General features: G+C 42.5%; 7 protein-coding genes. All 7 read right to left on the bottom strand.

The window, feature by feature from the left end; all coding sequences use genetic code 11:
- Positions 1–12: 12 nt before the first annotated feature.
- The 7 genes from F824_RS0117505 to F824_RS0117470 all read right to left on the bottom strand — a co-directional run bounded on the left by F824_RS0117505 (position 13) and on the right by F824_RS0117470 (position 20653).
- Positions 13–2439: a GumC family protein gene (locus tag F824_RS0117505; protein WP_019599227.1), complete on the bottom strand. Its 2427-nt coding sequence runs from the start codon at positions 2437–2439 to the stop codon at positions 13–15.
- 9 nt (positions 2440–2448) lie between these two features.
- Complete coding sequence (locus F824_RS0117500) at positions 2449–3180, bottom strand: polysaccharide biosynthesis/export family protein (protein ID WP_051107577.1); 732 nt, start codon at positions 3178–3180, stop codon at positions 2449–2451.
- 472 nt (positions 3181–3652) lie between these two features.
- The gene (locus F824_RS0117490; RefSeq protein ID WP_161629727.1) at positions 3653–4381 is read right to left on the bottom strand and encodes a 4'-phosphopantetheinyl transferase family protein; all 729 of its coding nucleotides are present in this window, start codon (positions 4379–4381) and stop codon (positions 3653–3655) included.
- A gap of 8 nt (positions 4382–4389) precedes the next feature.
- Positions 4390–8481, bottom strand: a complete 4092-nt coding sequence (locus F824_RS0117485) for a non-ribosomal peptide synthetase (protein ID WP_019599223.1) — start codon at positions 8479–8481, stop codon at positions 4390–4392.
- Between the two features lie 158 nt (positions 8482–8639).
- Positions 8640–12740 (bottom strand): non-ribosomal peptide synthetase, encoded by a 4101-nt coding sequence (locus tag F824_RS0117480; RefSeq protein WP_019599222.1) that lies wholly within the window; start codon positions 12738–12740, stop codon positions 8640–8642.
- A 13-nt stretch (positions 12741–12753) separates the two neighbouring features.
- The gene (locus F824_RS0117475) at positions 12754–19488 is read right to left on the bottom strand and encodes a type I polyketide synthase (protein WP_019599221.1); all 6735 of its coding nucleotides are present in this window, start codon (positions 19486–19488) and stop codon (positions 12754–12756) included.
- 433 nt (positions 19489–19921) lie between these two features.
- Positions 19922–20653, bottom strand: a complete 732-nt coding sequence (locus F824_RS0117470; RefSeq protein WP_019599220.1) for a glycosyltransferase family 2 protein — start codon at positions 20651–20653, stop codon at positions 19922–19924.
- Positions 20654–20690: the final 37 nt, after the last annotated feature.

Raw genomic sequence — 20690 nt, 5'->3', positions numbered from 1 at the left:
AGTGTGCAAAATTTATAGGGCTGCTTTTCCCCTTTTGAAAATATTCGCAATAAAGCTTTTCTTTGAATTTTGACTGTCATAATAGTCACCACTGTATCCTTTGTAGTTTAACTCTTGGTTGCCGACGTCATTGATCACGGAGTAGATATTCCTGATTCCTTTTTTGATTTTTATATCATTGAGATCATCAGCAAAAGACCATTCGCTGTACTTAAACCGCAAAACATACAGGATGACATCTACGTTTTTCATGATTTCAAAAGATTGGCTGATCAATCCCACAGGTGGTGTATCCAGTATCACCACATCATAGATTTTCTTCAGGTCTTCCAAAAGTTCTTTGAACCTCGGCAAAGCGATCAACTCAGAAGGGTTTGGAGGGATGGAACCTGAGGAAATCACATCCAATAAATGGTGCCCACTGGGCTGGATAATATCAAAGACCCCATCCACTTGCCTACTCAGATAATTGGACAAGCCCTGATCCCCTTTGAGACCAAAATCCCTAAATGTGTGTGGCTTGTACATGTCACAGCTGACCAGGATTGTTTTTTTGTCATTGAGAGAATAGATCGAAGCGAGGTTGATGGCTGTGAAAGTTTTTCCTTCTTTGGATACACTTGAAGAAATGGCAATCGCAACAGACTGGTCATTTGGGACTATGAAACTGATATTCGTTTTAAGCGCTCTAAACGATTCAGTAAGGGCCGATTTGGGTTCCGTAAAAACAGATAAAGAAGATTTGCTTTTGCTTTTTCCAATTTTGGCCAAAACAGGAACAAGAAGTTTCCCCTCCAGTTCTTTCACATCCTTGATCTTACGGTCAAAAATAATAATGAGCATAATCACCCCTATCGGGAAAACAAAACCACCAACCAATGCAATGATGTAGGTGGTGACTTCCTTTACCGTGATCGGCAAGTAATTGGGCGTGGCGTATTCCACGATTTTGTTCGAGGCAGTATTGGAAGCCATCGCAATTGCCGATTCGGCTCTTCGCTGCAGGAGGAATGTATAAATGGTTTCATTCAAGGTGAATTCTCTCTGGATTTTCAGTAGGTTTTGTTCCGTGGACGGGAGTCTGCTGAATTGTCTCTCGATCCTTGTGATTCTTTCCTGCAGATCTCTTATTAGAAAATCAGTATTGCTGGTCACATTTCTGACGACTTCAGACAGGGAAGCATTGATATCCATGATTTTATTCGTGACATCCCTTACCCTTGGAGACGCTTCTGTTTGGGTATTGAGCAAACGGGATTTTTCATTTTGAAGGGTTATCAAATTCTGAATCAGAGAATTCAAGATTGGATCTTCGATACCAAGTCCCGCCGGCATGATTATCTGATCATAAGTCTCTCTTACCAAATAATTCTGAAGATTTTGAAAATACTGCTTTTTGAATCTTTCCTGGGAGAGTTGTTTTTCCAAGGCGGTGATCTCTCCATAAACCACATTGCTTTCCGAAGCGATGTTATAAGTCCTATTGCTGCTCCTGAAATTTTGTAATCTCCCTTCAAAAAAGCTCAAGGTGTCCGCCACACCCGAAATTTGGTGATCAATGAAGTCCACAGTGCTTTTGGCCATTCTGTTTTTTTCATTCAACTCTTCCTCCAATGATATTTCCATCAAAGTATTCAGATAATCACTCCCTTTTTCTGGATGGCTTGTGTTTAGCGTCAATCCCAAAATTGAAGATGTCAGCTCCACAGGCACCACTTGAAGGTCCTCACCCGTATATTTGGCCAACAAACCGGCTTTTGAGTTAAATTTGATCAGCGTGTTGCCACTGGGTTCAACCCCTTTAAAAGTCACTTTGAATTTTGCAAAAGGCAACTCAACCCACTCATCGAATTTATATTTTTTGGCAGGTATTTCTGAAAGGTCTATTTCGACCTCAGGCTTGGAATCCGGGAAATTTTGAAAGTATTTCTTCTCTGGGAAGCGGAGTACAAAGGAATTTGGGTCAGACCACGACAGATCCATCTTCCCTCCAATAACCTGTGGGTGTCCCCAATCCACCTCAACATGAATCGGACTGTTTTTATAAAGTTCTGTATCCACAAAAAAACCTGGCTGATAATAACCTACCCTAAAGTCCAGAATATCCAAAGTGAGCTCGGCCAAAGGTTTGGAAAGTAAAAAAATAGCCTCGTTAGATAGTTTCTGGGTTTGATTATTATAATTGCCTCTTGTATTGAGTCTTGTCAGGTCCAAAATCCCGGAACTGTTCACATCTTCCTTTACAAAAAACTTGCTGCTTACCTGATAAATAGGCGGAGTACTTTTGTTTTTTAAAAACGCCAAGGTCATGGAAATGACTATTGATATCACTATAAATGGCCAGTAATGAAGGTGTTTCAGGAAAAATTTTGCTGGGTCAAAAGGTTTTTTATTTTCTTCAATGTACCCTTCTTCGCTATTGTTTTGTATTATTTTCATAATTTCCAATCATTTGGTAGCGGTGAAAACCAATAATCCGACGGTTGCAAGACTAATCAATAATTGTGTTGTTTGAACAAGCGTAACACCCGTTCCCAGTTCCCGAACTTTCATCGGTTCGGCATAGATCATATCATTCGGTTTTAGGAAATAAAACTCCGAATTCATTATTTCATCGTTGTTCAGGTTGACAATATGGGCTCTTGATCCATTCGGGTATTGTCGGATAACCCTGACAGCATTTCTTTTGGCAACTGTGGTGAGATCGCCTGCATTGGCAATGGCTTCAAAAATGGTAACCCTATTCTGAAGAATCGTGTATTTACCTGGCCGGACAAATTCCCCAATGGCGCTGTACCGGATCCCTCCCAATCTCACCCGAACAAAATATTCATTGTCTCGGACATATTTTTTGAGTTCACTTTCCACCATCAGCTTGGCTTCCTCCGTGGACAATCCCACCAATTTTATTTCCCCGATCATCGGCAATTCCACTATCCCTAAATTATTCAAGGTGAAACCGTTCAAATAAAAGACATCACCCCCGCCCATCATATTCCCACCCAGCATCCTCATTTGTTCCAGAGAGGATGTTGTATTCAATAAAATATTCAACTCAGGGTCGGAAGTGGTCATGGTGATGTCCACCACATCATTGTACTGAAGCAAATAATCTTCTGTCTTGTAGGGAATAAGTTCACCCCCCTGCGAGACCATCGCAGATGGGGCAAGTTTTTGCATGTAAACGACTTTCTTATTGGAGATGCAACTCACTTGAAAAAGTAGAATTGAGGATAAACCCAAAACAATAATCCTGTAATTGGCCATAAAAAGAATGTCTATAATTTAAAAAGCAATTAAAAATCAATCGGAACCTATATATTCAATCGGAGAGTTAAATTAAGTAAATTATACAAATAAAAAAACGTATTTTAAATAAATATTTATGAATTTCAAATAACTATTTGCCTAATTAATATCATTTTTTTTACAAGGATTATTCAAGTCATTTTGGAACATTTTTTTTTAGGAAAATAGCTTTTTTCGGTATTTTTCAATGCTTTAAAAAAGCTTTTAAAGAAGGGTTGAATCCTTCAGAGGGTCCAAATTCCTTTTCGCCTGCTTTTACCCAACTTGCCATAATCGCCTCCCCCTGTACAGCCCTTTTCAATTCAAGTATCCCAATTCGATTCATGTCCCTATTCGGTTTAGATCATGTTTCAAAAAATCGGATTTTTTTTGACCTATCCTGAAAAGTAACACTCCAAACATGGCTTTCATCGTCAGAAAAGGACATGGTGGTCCAAAAGCTATTTCCGCGAGAAAGAGACATAGGCAAGTCCCAGACGCCGTTTAGACAGCATATTTCCTTCAGATTGTCCTGCAAACCAGTCCCTATGGCCTTAATCAGGGATTCTTTTGCTGTCCAAATCCGATAAAATGAATAAGTGGGGTTTGGTGAATCCAGCACAAAGTCCTGTTCTTCTTGAGAATAACAAAACTCCATGATGCTTTTGGATGGGAAATCGGGATTGATGAACTCTACATCTACACCACATGCAACTGACGAAAACACAAACATGACATAGTTGCCAGAATGCGATATATTAAAATGAAAATCCATTTGCTCCAACAAAATGGGTTTTTTCATCTCTGTCTCCCCAAATTTCAGATTTTGAAGTGGTTCCCTGAGGTAGTTAGCTATCAAGATTTTCCGGAACACCTTGCTGATCACAAATCTTTTTTGATCCGCCAAATTATAAAATCTGCCGATTTTAAAAACATCTTCTCTTTCCAAAAGAAAACTATATCCCTTGGCATAATCAAAACCCTCGTCCAAACCAATTCGCCATACATGCACCCCATTGTCCAGGTCAAAGGAGGGCCCTTTTTCCCAAATTGGTTCTGGGGTTTTCCATTTACAATACAGTTCTGCTTTCATCCGGAAGTTCATTTGTCCAGGACTTCCTGGAGTTTTTGGGCAAGCTCCTTTACCAATTCAGCATCTTCAAACATGGAATTGTGGTCACCTTCTATTTCAAGTGTCAATACTTTGTCTGCATAAGGCCTCCACCCATAAAATACCATGTCCTTTTGATAAAAGGTCTTGATTTTGGCCTTGAACAATACTATTTCTCCGTGGTACGGAGAAAGCACATATTCATCCATCGCAGTATGATTTATCTTTCTGATTTTTTCTATGGTATGAAAAAGTCTAGATTCCTCTTCAAAAGACTCTAAATGGAATAATTTTTTCAAGCCCCTTTTCTTTCTTTCGAAGGAATGTGACTTGATATTCTTGAAAGTCGCTGGGGAATGAACCAATAATTCCATGTCTACATATCTTTTTTTGACCTCAAAAGCCACTCCCCTTTTGAATTTTTCCCAGCCGGTCAATTCCTTTTCGCCTTGGTATGCGAATACATCAAACAGAATTACTTTTTGAATATCAAGACCCATTTCTTTCATTTGTTTCCCCATTTCAAATGCCACATAGGCCCCAAAGGATTGGCCTCCAAGAAAATAAGGTCCTGTTGGATTGTGTGCTATTATCTGATGGATATAATGTATCGCCATTTCTTTGATGGTATGAAGGGGTTCCTCAATTCCATCTAGACCTTTTGATTGAATCCCGAAAACTGGTTGATCGGCATCTAGGTTCTTTGAAAGCCCATAAAATGAAGAGACATTTGCGCCAGCACCATGGATCAGATAAACCGGAGTTTTACTTCCTGTGGGTTTGATAGGAACCAAACATTCCCAGCTCACTTCTGCCTTGTCCAAATTATCCAATCGCTCCGAAAAAGAAGCTATTGTTGGGAATTTAAATAAGGTATCCAAAGGCAGGTTCAATCCGGTTTCCTTTTCCAAAGCAGACATCACCTCCACGGCAATCAAGGAATGTCCACCGAGTTCGAAAAAGTCGTCGTTCAAGCCGATAGCTGGCACACTGAGTACCTTTGACCAAATCCCAGCCAATAATTTTTGGTTATTACTTTGATATTTGACCTGTTCTTTTCCGGAATTCAACATAACCTGACTGATAAAAGGCTTGGGCAATGCTTTTCGGTCAATTTTATTGTTGGCGGTTTTGGGGAATTCCCGCATGGACACCCAGTCCACGGGAACCATATACTCTGGAAGCGTTGCCTTTAATATGGTTTTCCACACCGTAATTTTCTCAGGAGCCAAGGTCAATTTTCCATTGTCATCCTGCTTGCCAATTTCCCCAGGTGAATCAAGTTCCGGTTTTAGAAAAGGTGTCTCTGAATTTTCTTCTATCACATAGGCAATAAGTTTTTTGTCTCCTGGCTTGTCTTCCCTTGCGACAACCACAGCCTCCCTTATTTCAGGGATTTGACCAAGCTGGTTTTCGATCTCCCCAAGTTCAATTCTGAAACCACGAATCTTCACCTGATTGTCCATCCTCCCCAAACAGACCAATTCTCCATTTGGAAGAAATTTCCCCAAATCTCCGGTTCGGTAAAGCAATACTCCTTTTTCTGGCTCAAAGATATTTTTGACAAACTTCTCTTGTGTCAATTCAGGGCGATGAAGATATCCTTGGCTTACCCCATCGCCCCCAATCCAAATCTCCCCTATTTCGCCAGGGGAAAGGAGATTTCCATTTTCACCAACGATATAGACTTGCGTATTGTGAATCGGATGACCTATGGTGATGGATTGAAAAGGATCTTTGATTTTTTTTATCAAGGACCATATGGTAGTTTCTGTTGGTCCGTATACATTCCACAATTCGGAAGATGTTTCCATCAGAGAAAGGGCTAGGTCTTGGGAAAGCGCCTCTCCACCACAAAGGACTTTGAGTCGAAAGAGTTTTGACCTGGAGGTATTGACCATCATTCTCCATGTGGCAGGTGTCGCCTGCATGATTGTTATCTTCTTTTTTTCAATTATCTCGACCAAAATCCTCCCATCTTTTGCCTGGTTGCTGTCCGCAATCAAAAGCGCTGCTCCCGCAATCAACGGCAAAAACAATTCGAGCCCAGCAATGTCAAAGGAAATCGTCGTGACGGCCAACAACTTGTCATCGGCACTGATGCCGGGGCTGAGTTGCATGCTCAATAAAAAATTCAAAAGGTTGTGGTGCTCTATCTTTACCCCCTTTGGCTTGCCAGTGGAACCTGAGGTATAAATCACATAGACCAGATCATTTCCGGAAATGGTTACTTGAGGTTCCGTATCTGGATAAGCCATCAAGGTTTCTATTAATTCCTCTAAAATCAGTATGGGGGAATTGCTCCTGTATCGATTTTCCAATGATCGTGAAATCAAGAAAAAGCGGCATGCTGCGTCCTCCACCATCATCTCTATCCTGTCCTTGGGATAAATTGGGTCAAGCGGAAGATAGACTGCCCCAGATTTGACAATCCCCAATAGGGAAATGACCATTTCAATGGACCTGTCCACACACAGCCCTACAATATCTCCCTTGGTTACGCCCTTTTGGAGAAGAATGTGTGCCAGCTGATTTGATTTGCTATCCAAATCCAAATAGGAAATCTCCTCATCCCTAAATGTGATGGCTATTTTATCGGGAGATTTTTGTGCCTGCTCACTGATCAGTTTAGTGAAAATTTTATCTTTTGGATAGTCCAGAAAGGTTTCGTTCCAAGGCTGGATTCGCCTCAAAAACTCATTTTTAACCAAACCAATTTGGGAAATAATGGTTTCTGGATTTTCTGTCACTTGTTTTAGAAGCATCCTGAATTCCTTCAGCATTTTTCGAATGCTATCCGCTTCGTATAAATTGCTATTGTATTGCCAATCAATCAGAAGGCTTTGGTGATATTCCGTGATGTAAAGTGCATTCTCGAAGGTTTCAAACTTCTTGGCATTGAAGACGGACTCGACTTTGCAACCACTGAACTTGTAATGGCGGTTTTTGGCTGACTCAAAATTGATGATAAAGGGAACCAATGGAATTTTGGAATTGTCTCTCTGGATTTTGAGCTGCTGCAATAGATTGCTGAAAGTGTATTGGGAGTGATCATAGTTATCCAAAAGCTCAGTTTTCCTTTGCTTCAAATAAGACAAAAAGCTCAAATTCGGATTGATTTTGCTCGGTACCGGAAGCAGATGGACACAATGCCCGACAAGTGAGAAATTGCCGGAAACAGCCTGCCCAGATACAGGGATTCCCAGGGACAACTGGCTTTGCCCGGTAAGTTTATGGAAATAAATTTCGAATGCTCCCATCAAGGTATTGACCAAGCTGGTTTTGGCCAAAGCGGACAACTTCCTAAGCGCGTCCAGCAATTCCGCATCAATCTCCAAATCCAGCCTCGAACTGTTGTAAGTCCTGAATTCAGGACGAATGTTATCGACCGGCAATTCCAGATAAAAATTATTCCCTTTAAACTGTTCCAACCAATATTGCTCCGTGTCACGATATTCCTGACTCTCTTTAAAGGCGGTCATTTCAGAAGAGTATTCGCTGAAGGAATCCGCTTTGGGGAGATTATCAGGGTTTTTTTCCAAGAGTCTGGAGTAAATTTCACAAAGCTCTTCGGTAATCAAATCCAAGGACCAGCCATCCACAATGATGTGATGGCCAGTGATCAACAACACGTGCACATTGTTTTCCAACTTCAACAACGAAAACCGAATGAGTGGACCGTTGACCAAATCAAATGGCAACGTGACTTCAGCATCCAATACATCCTGGAAAGCCTGACTTTTATGATGAGGGGAAAAATCTTGGATTTCCAGAAATTTATATGTTGGAAGAACATGTTTCTGAATGATACAGTTTTTCCCATCAGGACTGAATGTCATCCTAAGGGCTTCGTGCCTGTTTACAACAGCCTCCAGAGCAGAAAAAAGCAGCTCTGGATTCAGGTCTCCAGTAAACTTGAGGGAAATCGACAAGTTGTTGGATAGATTGGCCTCCTCACCTCCCAATTTACACGATACCCAAATTTCTTTTTGGGAATCCAGCAATCCAACTATTTTCTCAATACCAGGAGTTTCAAAAGGGTCGTATGCGATGCTTTCAAATTGTGGTTTTATAGGTTTCATTAGCTAATTATGTAGACATTAATGATTTCATTTGCTGGGTAAGCTGAGATCAGATTTTATCCAAAATACACATGATTGGACAGTGGTTTTATCGTTTTTTACACCACACATTATTTTTTTAAAGAAAATCAAGCCGAATATTTTCAAGGAATTATTCACTATGAAATATTCATTTCAATGTCTTTATCCAGAACTTCCTGTAGTTTTCGTCCGAGGATTTTCACCAATTCCGGATCTTCGAACATTGAATTGTGGTCTCCTTCCATCTCCACTGTATGGACCTCTTTCACATAAGGTTTCCATCCATAGTATTCCATGTCCGTATCATAAAATGTTTTGATTTTGGCCTTGAACAGGATGATATCGCCATTGTATGGAGCCAATTCATAATCATCCATGGCCTTATGATTGATTCTCCTGATTTTTTCAATTACATGAAATAATTTCCCTTCGCCATCCATTGCATCAATTCCCAAAAACCGCTTCAAGGCTCTCGTTTTTCGTTCCAATGAACTGGTTTTCAATCTTCTCAATGTGCTGGGAGATTTTACCAACAATTCTATATCCATGTATCTTTTTTGGAATTCGTAACCAACCTCCTTTTTCATTCTTTCCCAGGAGGATAATTCCTCGAAATCCTCCTGATAAGCGGAGACATCAAACAATATCACTTTTTGGATATCAAGCCCTGACGCTTTCATTTGCCGCGCCATCTCGAATGCAACGTATGCACCAAAAGATTGACCTCCGATATGATAGGGTCCATGGGGATTGTGTGTGACGATTTCCTGGATATAATGTGCCGCCATTTCCTTTATGGATTGTAAGGGTTCGTCTATTCCATTCAATCCCTTTGCCTGAAGCCCATAGACAGGCTGATCCTCATCCAGATTTTTTGCAAGGTTGAAGAATGGCGAAACATGCGAGCCTGCTCCGTGAATCAAGTAAATCGGAGCTTTCTTTCCGGATTTTTTGATAGGCACCAAGCTGCTCCAGTCTTGGTCTTTTTGGTCTTGGCGATCCAAAACGGCCGCGAAATTTTCAAGTGTTGAATTGATGATCAATGTATTCAGCGGCAAGTTGAGACCGGTCTCCTCCGCCAACTCCGCCATTACCCTTACCGCCAACAAGGAATGCCCTCCCAATTCAAAGAAATCGTCCCATAATCTGACATCGGACACACCCAACACTTTACTCCAAATGCCGGCGACTAGTATTTGATTGGGGGTTTGCGGAAGATTTTCTTCCGTCTCATCCCAAAAGACATTTCTCAAAGGTATTGGCAGGGAGTTCCTGTCTATTTTATTGTTGTCCGTCATGGGAAATTCCCAAAGGGCGACCCAATCGTTTGGAATCATGTAATTGGGCAATCTCGTTTTGAGTGTTTCTTTCCAGACCAAAATTTTCTCTTTGGTCAGCACAGGCTCCTCCCTTGTCATGACTGCTGTATCTGATAGGTTATTTTGATCCATCATGAAGAGACTTTCATCCTCTTTAAGGACTACATAAGCGGCCAATCTTTTGTCTCCGGGATTATCTTCCCTAGCAATTACAATAGCCCCTTCGATCTCTGGGAACTGATTGATTTTGTTTTCGATTTCACCCAGCTCTATTCTATAACCCCTTATTTTCACTTGGTGATCCACCCTTCCCAAACAAACCAATTCCCCATTGGGTTGAAATTTTCCCAAATCCCCTGTTCTGTATAAATATTCACTTTTGGAAGGTTCAAAATCATTGGGTACAAATTTCTCCTTGGTGAGCAATGGCCTATTGAGATACCCTTTGCTGACACCGTCTCCCCCGATCCAGATCTCCCCGACATTTCCTGCTGGTAATAAATGACCATATTTATCGACCACATACACTTGGGTATTGTGGATTGGCCTACCAATCGTGATCGGCCCGTTTGGATCTTTTATTTCTTTGACCAATGACCAGATCGTCGTCTCTGTAGGTCCGTAAACATTCCAAAGAGAATCGGCATTTTGAAAAAGTTCTAGTGCCAAATCTTGTGGCAACGCCTCTCCGCCACAAAGTACTTTGATCGGAAGATGCTTTTTCCATGAAGAATGTAACATCATTCGCCAAGTGGCTGGGGTTGCCTGCATCATCGTAATTCTTTCCCTTTCTATCAACTCAACCAATCTCCTCCCATCTTTGGAGGTTTCCGCATCCGCTAGAACCACTTTGGCCCCTGAGATGAGGGGTAGAAACAATTCCAACCCCGCAATGTCAAAGGAAACGGTGGTCACCGCCAGCAATTGATCCTCCTGACTGATTCCCGGAGCAATCTGCATGCTGAGCAGGAAATTCATTAAATTTTGATGGCTTACCTGCACACCTTTGGGTTGTCCGGTGGATCCCGAAGTGTAGATGACGTAGGCCAAATCCTCCCCTTTTATATCAATGCCGCTCGTAAACCCGGGAAATCCCGACATAGAAGTCATCATTTCCTCCAAAATGATCATTGGGGAGTTGTTTTGGTATTGGTCTTTCAACCTTTCCGAAACCAAAAAATATTTACAGGAGGCGTCCTCCACCATAAATTCAATCCTGTCCTTTGGGTAAACAGGATCCAAGGGAAGGTAAGCCGCCCCTGATTTGATGATCCCCAATAGGGAAATGAGTAACTCCACACTCCTATCCACACAAATCCCGACAACATCCCCCTTTTTTATTCCCATCGCGACAAGATAATGGGACACTTGATTTGATTTCTCTTCCAATTCTCGATAGGAGATTTCACTGCCCATGCTCCTCACTGCGATTTTAATTGCTTGCCTTTTGGATTGTTCAGAGATGTAATCCGTGAAAATTTTATCCTTGGGATACTCCAAATAAGTCTCATTCCATGGCTGGATTCTCTTTAGGAATTCATTCTGGACCAAATCAACTTCTTTGATCAAGGTTTCTGGAGTATCGGTCAATAGGCTAAGGATGTCTTGGTAATCCCGCATCATTTCCTCAATGGTTGAAGGCTTAAAGAGATCGGAATTGTAGGTCCACTCCAGAATCAATCTTCCTTTTATTTCAGTGATGTTGAGGAAAATCTCAAAATATTCGTATTTCCTTGGATTTGTGATCAAAGTATGGTTTAACCCATGGAAAGCGACACCCTGATCCATTCCCATGTCGATATTGAAAACCACAGGGATGAGTAATATTTTGGAGATGTCCCGCGGGATATTTAGGTGGGGCAATAAATTTCCGGATGAATATTTTGCATGGTCATAATTGTCAAGCAGTTCCGTTTTCCTTTTCTTCAGATAATCCAAAAATGACAAGTCTGGATTGACCTCGCTGGGAACGGCCAGAAGATGGACAGCATGGCCCACCAATGAAAAATTACCCGAAATAGACTGCCCTGCCACAGGGAGTCCGAGAACCATTTGCCTTTGACCAGTCAATTTATGTAAAAAGATTTCGAACCCGCACAGCAGGGTGTTCACCAAACTTGTTTTAGCCATCACCCCAGTTTTCCTACATGCGGTTACCAAACCGGGAGGAAGTTCAAAATCAAGTCTATGCCCATTCAGGGTTCTGACTTCAGGCCTGGGAAAGTCGATTGGTATTTCAATACCCGGAACTTTTCCTTTGAACAATTCAATCCAATACCCTTCAGTTTGATTGAATTCCTCGCTACCCTTGTACTCGAGCATGGTTTCGGCATATTCGCTGTAGGAATCTGCAGGTGCCAAAACTGGCTCCAAACCCTGCACAAGCTGAGAGTAAATCGTACTCAACTCCAACACAATCACCCCTATGGACCATCCATCGCAGACCAAGTGATGGGCCGTAATCAACATAAAATGATGTTGCCCTTCCAACTTGAGCAGGTCAATCCTCAACAACGGCCCCTCTTTCAAGTCAAATGGAGTCGTCACTGCTTTGTCCAAATAATGCTTCAAGCGGAGATCTTTATCCACCTCTGGCAACTGCGATAAATCTTCAAAAAGATAATCTGGGGAAACAAAATCATAAATGATACTGGTTTTCCCATCCCCACTAAAAGTCATTCTCAAGGACTCATGCCGTCTGACGAGCTCGTCAAAAGATGCCTGCAAAACAGGGATATCCAAATCTCCCTTGAGGTCAAGGGAGATGGATTCATTATAGGACAGATTTGACTCCACACCATCCACAACTGCCGACAACCACATCTCTTTTTGGGCATCCACCATCCCCACGATTTTCTCAATCTCTTTTTCAGGAAAAGGATTAAAATCCACTGACTCTAAAAAAATATCATTTTCCATATTATCCCGAAAATTAGTTTTCAATATTGATTTTTAAGTATTTGCCTGGGTTCTTCTCATCTACAAGGAACCAAGCTGGATTTCCTTGCTGATCTTTCCCCAATTTGGCCCCTGGAACAGGCGGACTGGCCCAAGAAACAACATGTTTCTTTTCATGAGCTGATCCATTCGTTTTCTTGGGAATACCACCAAAAAACCCTACATCCAAAAGCTCTCCAATGGATTGCTTGAAGGAATCGATGACTCTGTCCACATCTGCTTCCGTAATCTCGGTGGTCAGATAGCAAGGAAATCCATCATAAATATGAATGCCTTTCTCCCTCAGGAGAATAAAAATAAGGTCTGTATATGGCAATTCCTGCTTGTATTTCAGCTTCCAAAGGGATCCAAAATGTGCAATGTAAAAAGGCAGGTTATGCTCCTTAAAGAATTTATCCAGTGAATCGGCGATTCGGTTGGTCTTCTGTTCGAGATCCTTCTGGAGGTTACCATTGTCTTTTTTGAAAAACTCCAAGGACGCTTTGGCACTGGCGAGCGCCAAGGGATGCCGGACAAAAGTCCCTGCAAAATACGTCACACCCACTTCAGGCATCGAATCATCCCCAAACTCCCAATATCCACCATCCAAGGCATCCAAAAATTCGGCACTTCCGGCAATCGCGCCTATAGGCAATCCCCCACCGATCACTTTGCCATAAGTCCCAATATCTGCTTTTATGCCAAAGATTCCTTGGGCCCCCTTTAAATGTGTCCTAAACCCGGTGATCACCTCATCAAATATCAATGCGGTTCCGCTTTCCTTCGTGATTTCACGTACTTTTCTCAAAAACTCGACGGGGTGGAATTCAGGCCTACGGCTCTGAACAGGTTCCACCAAAACTGCGGCAAGCTCATCTTTTCGCTGTCGGATGATTTCCAGGGATTCCTCAGTTCCATATTCCAAGACAAGAAGATTCTCTACAGAAGACGGCATGATGCCAGCCGCAGCGGGATAACTTTTCTGATTGTTGCTTCCCCTTACGATCACCTCATCGAATGTGCCATGATAAGAATTGTTGAAAGAAACGACTAGGGATCTTCCGGTGACGGTTCTAGCCATCCTCAAAGCACCCATGACTGCTTCTGAGCCTGTATTACAAAGCGCAGCCCTTTCATGTCCTGTCAATTCACAGAGCAACTCACAAACCTCTCCCGCCAACACATGTTGCGGCCCAATCTCAAATCCTTTTTCCAATTGCTCCCTGATCGCTTTCTGGACATACTCAGGACCATGCCCAAAAAGGATGGCTCCAAATCCATTCAAAACATCCAAATACTCATTCCCGTCAATATCCCAAATTTTGCTTCCTTTGGACCTATCCACTACCAAGGAATAGGTGATTTCTTTGGTGTTCGGCTTGAAACCTGACACCACCCGAGGATCTGCCATTTTGGAACGGTATTTCTGGGTATAGGCTTTGCTGTTTTTTGTTTTTTCGTTGAATCTTTTAATGAGATTATCCAGAAACTGCTTTTGTTCTGGGGTAACCTCAGTCACCACCTTTTCTATTTTTGCCATGGCGCCAAAGGTTTTAGGAGCATCGGCTGGTGGAGCGTGGCTGTGGGGTTTTGGCACTTTGTCCAAGGTGGCTACCGGCGTTGGGGCCACAGAATCAGTTGCTCCTGCTGATGCCATTGGCAAAGGCACTTGGCCATTTCCTGCACCATTGGTAAGCATCATGATTTGCTGGGACATCAATTCCAATTGTCTGGAAAATAAATCCATGGGAGAATGCACGCCATTGCTTTGTGGATTTACCCCTTGGTGGGCAGGTTGTGGATATACGAACTGCTGGGGCTGAAGATTTGGCATAGCATACACTTGAGCAATAGGAGGAGCCTGTTGCTGAAAAATCGGCTGCGATTGCGGCTGTGCGGCAGCGATTACTGGAACTTCCGGCTCACTTGCCATTGCGGGCGCTGGCTCTCGATAGGCCTCTTCTGGTAGTTTTTGATCTAAAAACTCCACCAAGGCGGCTAGATCAGAAAGCGTTTCGCTCAGCTGTCTGAAAGTAATGGGAGTTTTAAATTCTTTTTTAAGACTTGCTGCCAATTGAGTCAAAAGCAGCGAGTCAAATCCAAGTTCCAAAAAAGAAGCTTTTTCATCAGGAACGCTTAGTCCTGTTGTGTCTTGGATCACGCCAATTACTTGGTCTTTGATTTTTTGTTTTCGGTCCATTTGAATAGGAGTTTGAATATGTATTGAAAAAGTCTGCTCAATCACCTGTTCGATTTTCATGTTCGCTTCAGGTATCTTTTGCGCTATAATCGGTTGTGAAGGGTCCATCCAAATTTTTTCCTTTTTAAAGGCATAAGTGGGCAATTCACATTTGGGAATAAATTGGTCATACAGATTTTGCCATTGGATTTTTCTTCCCTTTTGCCAAAGACTTCCCGCAGTCTGAAGAAAAAACCTGTAATCCGATACTTTGGGGTTTTTCATCAGGCTGTTGTACATCTCCCTTCCTTTTCCTTTTTTTGCCTGACGGCAAAGTGAGGTCAATACATTCCCAGGGCCAACTTCCAGGAAGCTCAGCGGTATTTCCAATTCAAAAAGAGTTTCTGCAGCATCCGCAAAGCGTACTGCATTCCTCAATTGATTGGTCCAATATTCCGGACTTTGGGCTTCTAAATCCGATAAAAATTCTCCTGTCACCGTGGAAATCATCGGGATTCGCGGTTTCTGCATAGGAATTTCCCGTACTACCGCTGCAAAGGAATCCAGAATGGGATCCATCATCTGTGAATGGAATGCATGGCTGGTTTGAAGTATTTTGGAAGGGACATTCCTGGCTTCCAACCTTGTGGCGAAAATTTCAATTTCATTTGTTTCTCCCGATACCACACACTGGTTTTCACCATTCACGCCTGCCAAAGAAAGATTTCCAGGCATCATGGATTTGATTTCCTCCTCGGTACACCTCACGGAAAGCATGCTGCCATGTGGCAACTCACTGATCATCTTCCCTCTAATGGCTACCAGATTTAAAGCATCTTCCAAAGTAAAAATACCCGCAAGGTGTGCCGCCACAAATTCCCCTATACTATGCCCGCAAATAATAATCGGCTTCACGCCTAAGGAAATCCACAATTGAGAAAGTGCATATTCGATGGTAAAAATTGCTGGCTGGGTATACTTTGTATTCTTGAGAATGGCTTCGGCCTGCTCATCTTCCACATCTGGATAGATAATCTCCAAAATTGGCATATCCATTACCGCGGACAATATCTCGGCGCATGTATCGACAGCATTCTTAAACACCTCATTGTTTTGGTACAATTCCTTACCCATGTTCAGAAATTGGGCCCCCTGTCCGGGAAAAAGAAAAACATATTCATCTGGTTCTTTTACAGGAAGGATTTGCCCCGAAAAATCCCCCAATTTTTTAATCAATTCCTCCTTGGAATCCGCGACGACAAATTTCCTAAAGGGAAAGTGCCGTCTGTTTTCCTGAAGATTGAAGGCAACTTCAGTAAGCTGGACTTTTGGATTATTTTGAATAAAATCGGACAATTTGCTGGCATACAACTTCAAACTTTCCTCGGATTTGGCTGACCAGTTAATCAGATGGGCTGGATACTTATAATTCCTGGTTGCATTCTCTTCCGGCTTGGCTTCTGGTGCCTCTTCCAGAATAAGGTGAACGTTGGTTCCGCCCACGCCGAAGGAACTGATTCCCGCGATTCTTTTCTTGTCGGAATCCCAGGCCTTCAATTTTGTATTGACATAAAAAGGACTGTTTTCGAAATCAATGTTGGGATTGATCTTGGAGAATCCTCGCTGTGGAAAAAACTGCCTGTGTTTCAGGGAAAGCAAGGCCCTAAAAAATCCCGCAATCCCAGCAGCAGCATTGAGGTGTCCGATATTGCTTTTGATACTTCCTATCGCACAATATTGTTTCTTGGTGGCCTCACCAAAAGCCAGTTTCAAACCCTCCACCTCAATCGGATCACCAATGGGTGTCGCCGTGGCGTGCGCTTCCAAATAAGTAATGTCATCGGGATGAATCCCTGCATCCTGGATGGCGGCATAAATCGCCCCGGCTTGACCCTCGGCACTTGGTGCGGAAAAACTCCCTTTTTCGCCTCCATCATTATTGACACCAAAGCCTTTTACCACTGCCAAAATTTCATCTCCATCCTCAATGGCTTCTTTCAGGTTTTTAAGCAAAACCACACCCACGCCATCACTGAATACCGTTCCCGTTGCCGAGGCATCAAAAGAATTGACATGACCATCTCTGGTCAAAACCGATCCGTCTTCAAAAATATGACCGCTTTTGGTAGGGGATTTAATACTCGACCCGCCTGCTATGGCCATCTTGCATTTGCCTGTCCTGATCGCATCGGCTGCTTGGGAAATGGCCAAAAGGGCCGTAGAACAAGCAGAATGTACACTTACCGCCGGACCAGTCAAATTCAAGTGATAGGCCGTACGGCTAGCGAGGTAATCCTTTTCATTCAAAGATCCCACCATAAAATCTCCGTAGGCTTCCAACAGTTTGGAATGCTGGATGAGGTTGTGTGTAAAATAAGTATTGTTGCTACACCCCGCATACACCCCGATTGGCAACTGGCCATCTTGGGTGCGGTATCCTGTTTTTTCCAATACCTCATGCGCCACTTCAAAAAACTTGCGTTGTTGAGGGTCTGAAATGGATGCCAATTTGGGATTGAATCCGAAGAAGTTGGCGTCAAATTCATCATAACCCTCAATGATTCCCCTTGCTTTCACATAATCAGGGTTCTTCCTGATTTCTTCCGATATGGTCTTGTCCAATTCTTCCTCACTAAAAAAACTGATGGTCTCTTCCCCATTCCTAAGGATTTCCAAAAGCCGCTCCACAGAATCTGCTCCGGGAAATTTGAGGGCCATTCCTATAACGGCAACATCCTGTTCTTCCTTTTTTTGATTTTTGGCTCCGAAATTCACGAATTTTGGTTTGCCTTCCTTTTCCAAAAACTGGGCAATTTGAAAAACGGTGGGGAATTGGTACAATTTAATGATCGGCAAATCCAACCCAAACCTTTGCTTCAATTCCGCTATGGTCCTTTGCCCTTTCAGGGAGTTTCCTCCCAACTCAAAGAAATTGTCATGGATGCTGATTTTGTCATAATTCAGGATCTCCTTGAACAGATCCGTCAACTGTTTTTCGACCGCTGTACTCGGCACGACCAGTTGGGCCGCCCATTCCGGGCGGGTATGGCGTGGTTTGGGAAGCCCCTTTTTGTCCACCTTTCCAGAGCTGGTTTTGGGAAAATCATCGACTTCAATCACATAGTCCGGGATCATATATTCCGGGATTTTGGATTTTAGATCGGATTTTATTTGGGCCAGATCGCCTTTTTCCTTGTCAATAAATTGGACATACCCACAAAGGTATTTTTGTCCCATTTCATCTTCATCCAATTTCACGATGGCATGTTTCACATTGGGTAGATTCGCCAAGGCGCTTTCTATTTCTCCCAGTTCTACCCGATTCCCTCTAATTTTGATCTGATCATCCTCCCTGCCATTGAAATAATAGAAACCTTCTTCATCCTGATTGACCAAGTCGCCGGTTTTGTAGAGGGTTATCGCCTTTCCTTCGGGAGTGGTCCAGGGAATGAAGCGGGCATTGGTGAGATCATCCCTGTTGAGGTATCCTTTTGCGAGGCACGGTCCTGAAATATGCAACTCTCCCAAATGCCCCGTAGGAACGGGATTCAACTGCTCATCCAAAATCCAAAACCCACAATTTGCAAGAGGCTTTCCGATGGAGGGGATTTCCGGCCAAGAATCCGGATGGCCCTCCATATTGATATCCGATGCCCAAATGGAGGCTTCTGTGGGGCCATAGTTGTTTTTCAATACCGCATTGGGGATTTCCTTGAAGAACTCCCTGATTTGGGGGGTGATTTTCAACAGTTCACCTCCTGTATTTACCTCGGTTAGGCTTTTAGGGAATATCCCGCTGGACACGGCCGCATTGGTAAAATATTGAAGGGCGACAAAGGGAAAAAAGACATTGTTGATCCCATGCAACTGGATATAATTCAGCATAAAGTAAGCATCCAGCCTTTGAAGATCCTCCACCAAATGCAATTCACCACCGGAAGAAAGACAGACAAAGATTTCTTTGACCGAAACATCAAATCCCAAGTGGCAGAACTGTAAAGTCTTGACGCCCAATCCTGCCGCTCTGGAAGAGATCAGTTTGTGTTCGATCAGCTCAATGGCCCCTTGATGTCTCACCATCACTCCTTTAGGTTTTCCAGTGGAGCCAGAAGTAAAGAAAACCGCATACAATTCCCCCGGCGAAAAATCGCCCTCTGGCCTCTGATTTTCTTCAGCTTGGAAATCGATTCTTTCCAGACCCAAAGCACCCCAAACAACCTCTTCTCCTTCTCCGGAAACAACATACTTGAGGGAAGAGATTTCCACCATGTTCTTATGTCGCTCTGAAGGATAGGTTGGATCGATGGGCATGTAGGTTTTCCCAGCTTTAAGAATTGCCAATACGCCCATGATCATGTCCATGCATCTGGTGGTACTGATTCCTATGATTTTTTCACCTTTTGAAATCTTAAGGATAGCGTTTGAAAGCTTTTCGGCCTTATGATTCAATTCGGAATAAGTGATACGCTCTTCCTTGAAGACCAAGGCAACTTTATCTGGATATTGATCGACAGATTTCTCGAAAAATTGAAGAATTGAAGGAGCAGTCATAAATATTGATATTAATTAATAAAAACACATAATAGTGATAACAAGTAGTTATATGATAAAAGTAATTTAAAAGAATAATTGATTAAAAATAAAAAGTATGAGATTCAAAAACAAATTATTATGTCTAAAAATATTTTTTGTGTATTTAAAAAACACCTCATGCTGCAAACAGAAAAACAATAATGAATCAGGAACAATAATTTTTTATTGGTTTCGTCATATAAAAATCAGTGGATTTTAATAATTTCCTTTCTATATTTAAAAATCAATGGGGAATAAAGCCTCCTGAAACACCCTTTTACGAATGAAAAAAATCTAAAATCCCGGGAAATTCTCGGTAAAAAATTTGATTCTACGCTTTAGTTTCGGTGAAAAAAAGTGGATTTTTGGCAATACCCCGTGAAAAAAAACTCGAAAATCACAGGGGAATTCTTCATTTATATTTCCAGATGGTCCAGAGAATCTTATAACCAGCCATAAATGTCCCCTTGACAGTCCCACTTACCTTGGACACTCCGATTCTCTTCTTATAATTTACGGGAACCTCAGTGGTCCTCAGGTTTTTTTTGGCCGCTTTTATCTGCATTTCGATCGTCCATCCAAAATCCTGATCCTCCATCTGGATTTCGCAAAGCTTGCTCCACTTGATCGCTCTAAAAGGGCCCAAATCGGAATAATCAGTTTTGTAAATGGACTTCATCAGCGACGTTGCCAGCCAATTTCCAAAGACTTGGGGAATGGTCATCGACCCTTTTTCCCGATTGCCCCTGGCACGTGAACCAATGACCATGTCAAAATCCTCTTCAAGTATCGGCCGGATCACAGCGGTCATCTCTTCTGGGTAGTCACTGTAATCGGCATCCAAAAAGACAACGAGATCCGGACGCTTTTCAAGAGATTCCAAATACGATATCCCTTTCAAGCATGCCTTTCCGTATCCCTTCTGCATTTCGTCCAAGACGATGGCTCCAGCTTTTTCGGCGACCAACCTTGTTTGGTCATTCGAATTGTTATTCACCACAATGACATGCCTGACAAAGACTGGGATATCGCCTACTACTTTCCCAACACTGTTTTCTTCATTATAAGCAGGAATGATGACATCGATGATGGGGAAAGGTTTTGAAATTCGAAATCCAAAGTCGGGTTTTGATTGCTCAGGCATAATTTAAGAATGGAGGTAGGGAACAATGGTTTATTTG

Source organism: Rhodonellum psychrophilum GCM71 = DSM 17998, assembly GCF_000381545.1.
Lineage (GTDB): Bacteria > Bacteroidota > Bacteroidia > Cytophagales > Cyclobacteriaceae > Rhodonellum > Rhodonellum psychrophilum.
The sequence above is the reverse complement of the archived record's forward strand: the minus strand, read 5'-3'. Positions and strand labels throughout refer to the sequence as shown.

Excerpts from the sequence above, each read along its gene's own strand:
- F824_RS0117505 (WP_019599227.1), bottom strand. The coding sequence starts at position 2,439 with ATGAAAATAATACAAAACAATAGCGAAGAAGGGTACATTGAAGAAAAT.
- F824_RS0117500 (WP_051107577.1), bottom strand. The coding sequence starts at position 3,180 with ATGCAAAAACTTGCCCCATCTGCGATGGTCTCGCAGGGGGGTGAACTT.
- F824_RS0117490 (WP_161629727.1), bottom strand. The coding sequence starts at position 4,381 with ATGAAAGCAGAACTGTATTGTAAATGGAAAACCCCAGAACCAATTTGG.
- F824_RS0117485 (WP_019599223.1), bottom strand. The coding sequence starts at position 8,481 with ATGAAACCTATAAAACCACAATTTGAAAGCATCGCATACGACCCTTTT.
- F824_RS0117480 (WP_019599222.1), bottom strand. The coding sequence starts at position 12,740 with ATGGAAAATGATATTTTTTTAGAGTCAGTGGATTTTAATCCTTTTCCT.
- F824_RS0117475 (WP_019599221.1), bottom strand. The coding sequence starts at position 19,488 with ATGACTGCTCCTTCAATTCTTCAATTTTTCGAGAAATCTGTCGATCAA.
- F824_RS0117470 (WP_019599220.1), bottom strand. The coding sequence starts at position 20,653 with ATGCCTGAGCAATCAAAACCCGACTTTGGATTTCGAATTTCAAAACCT.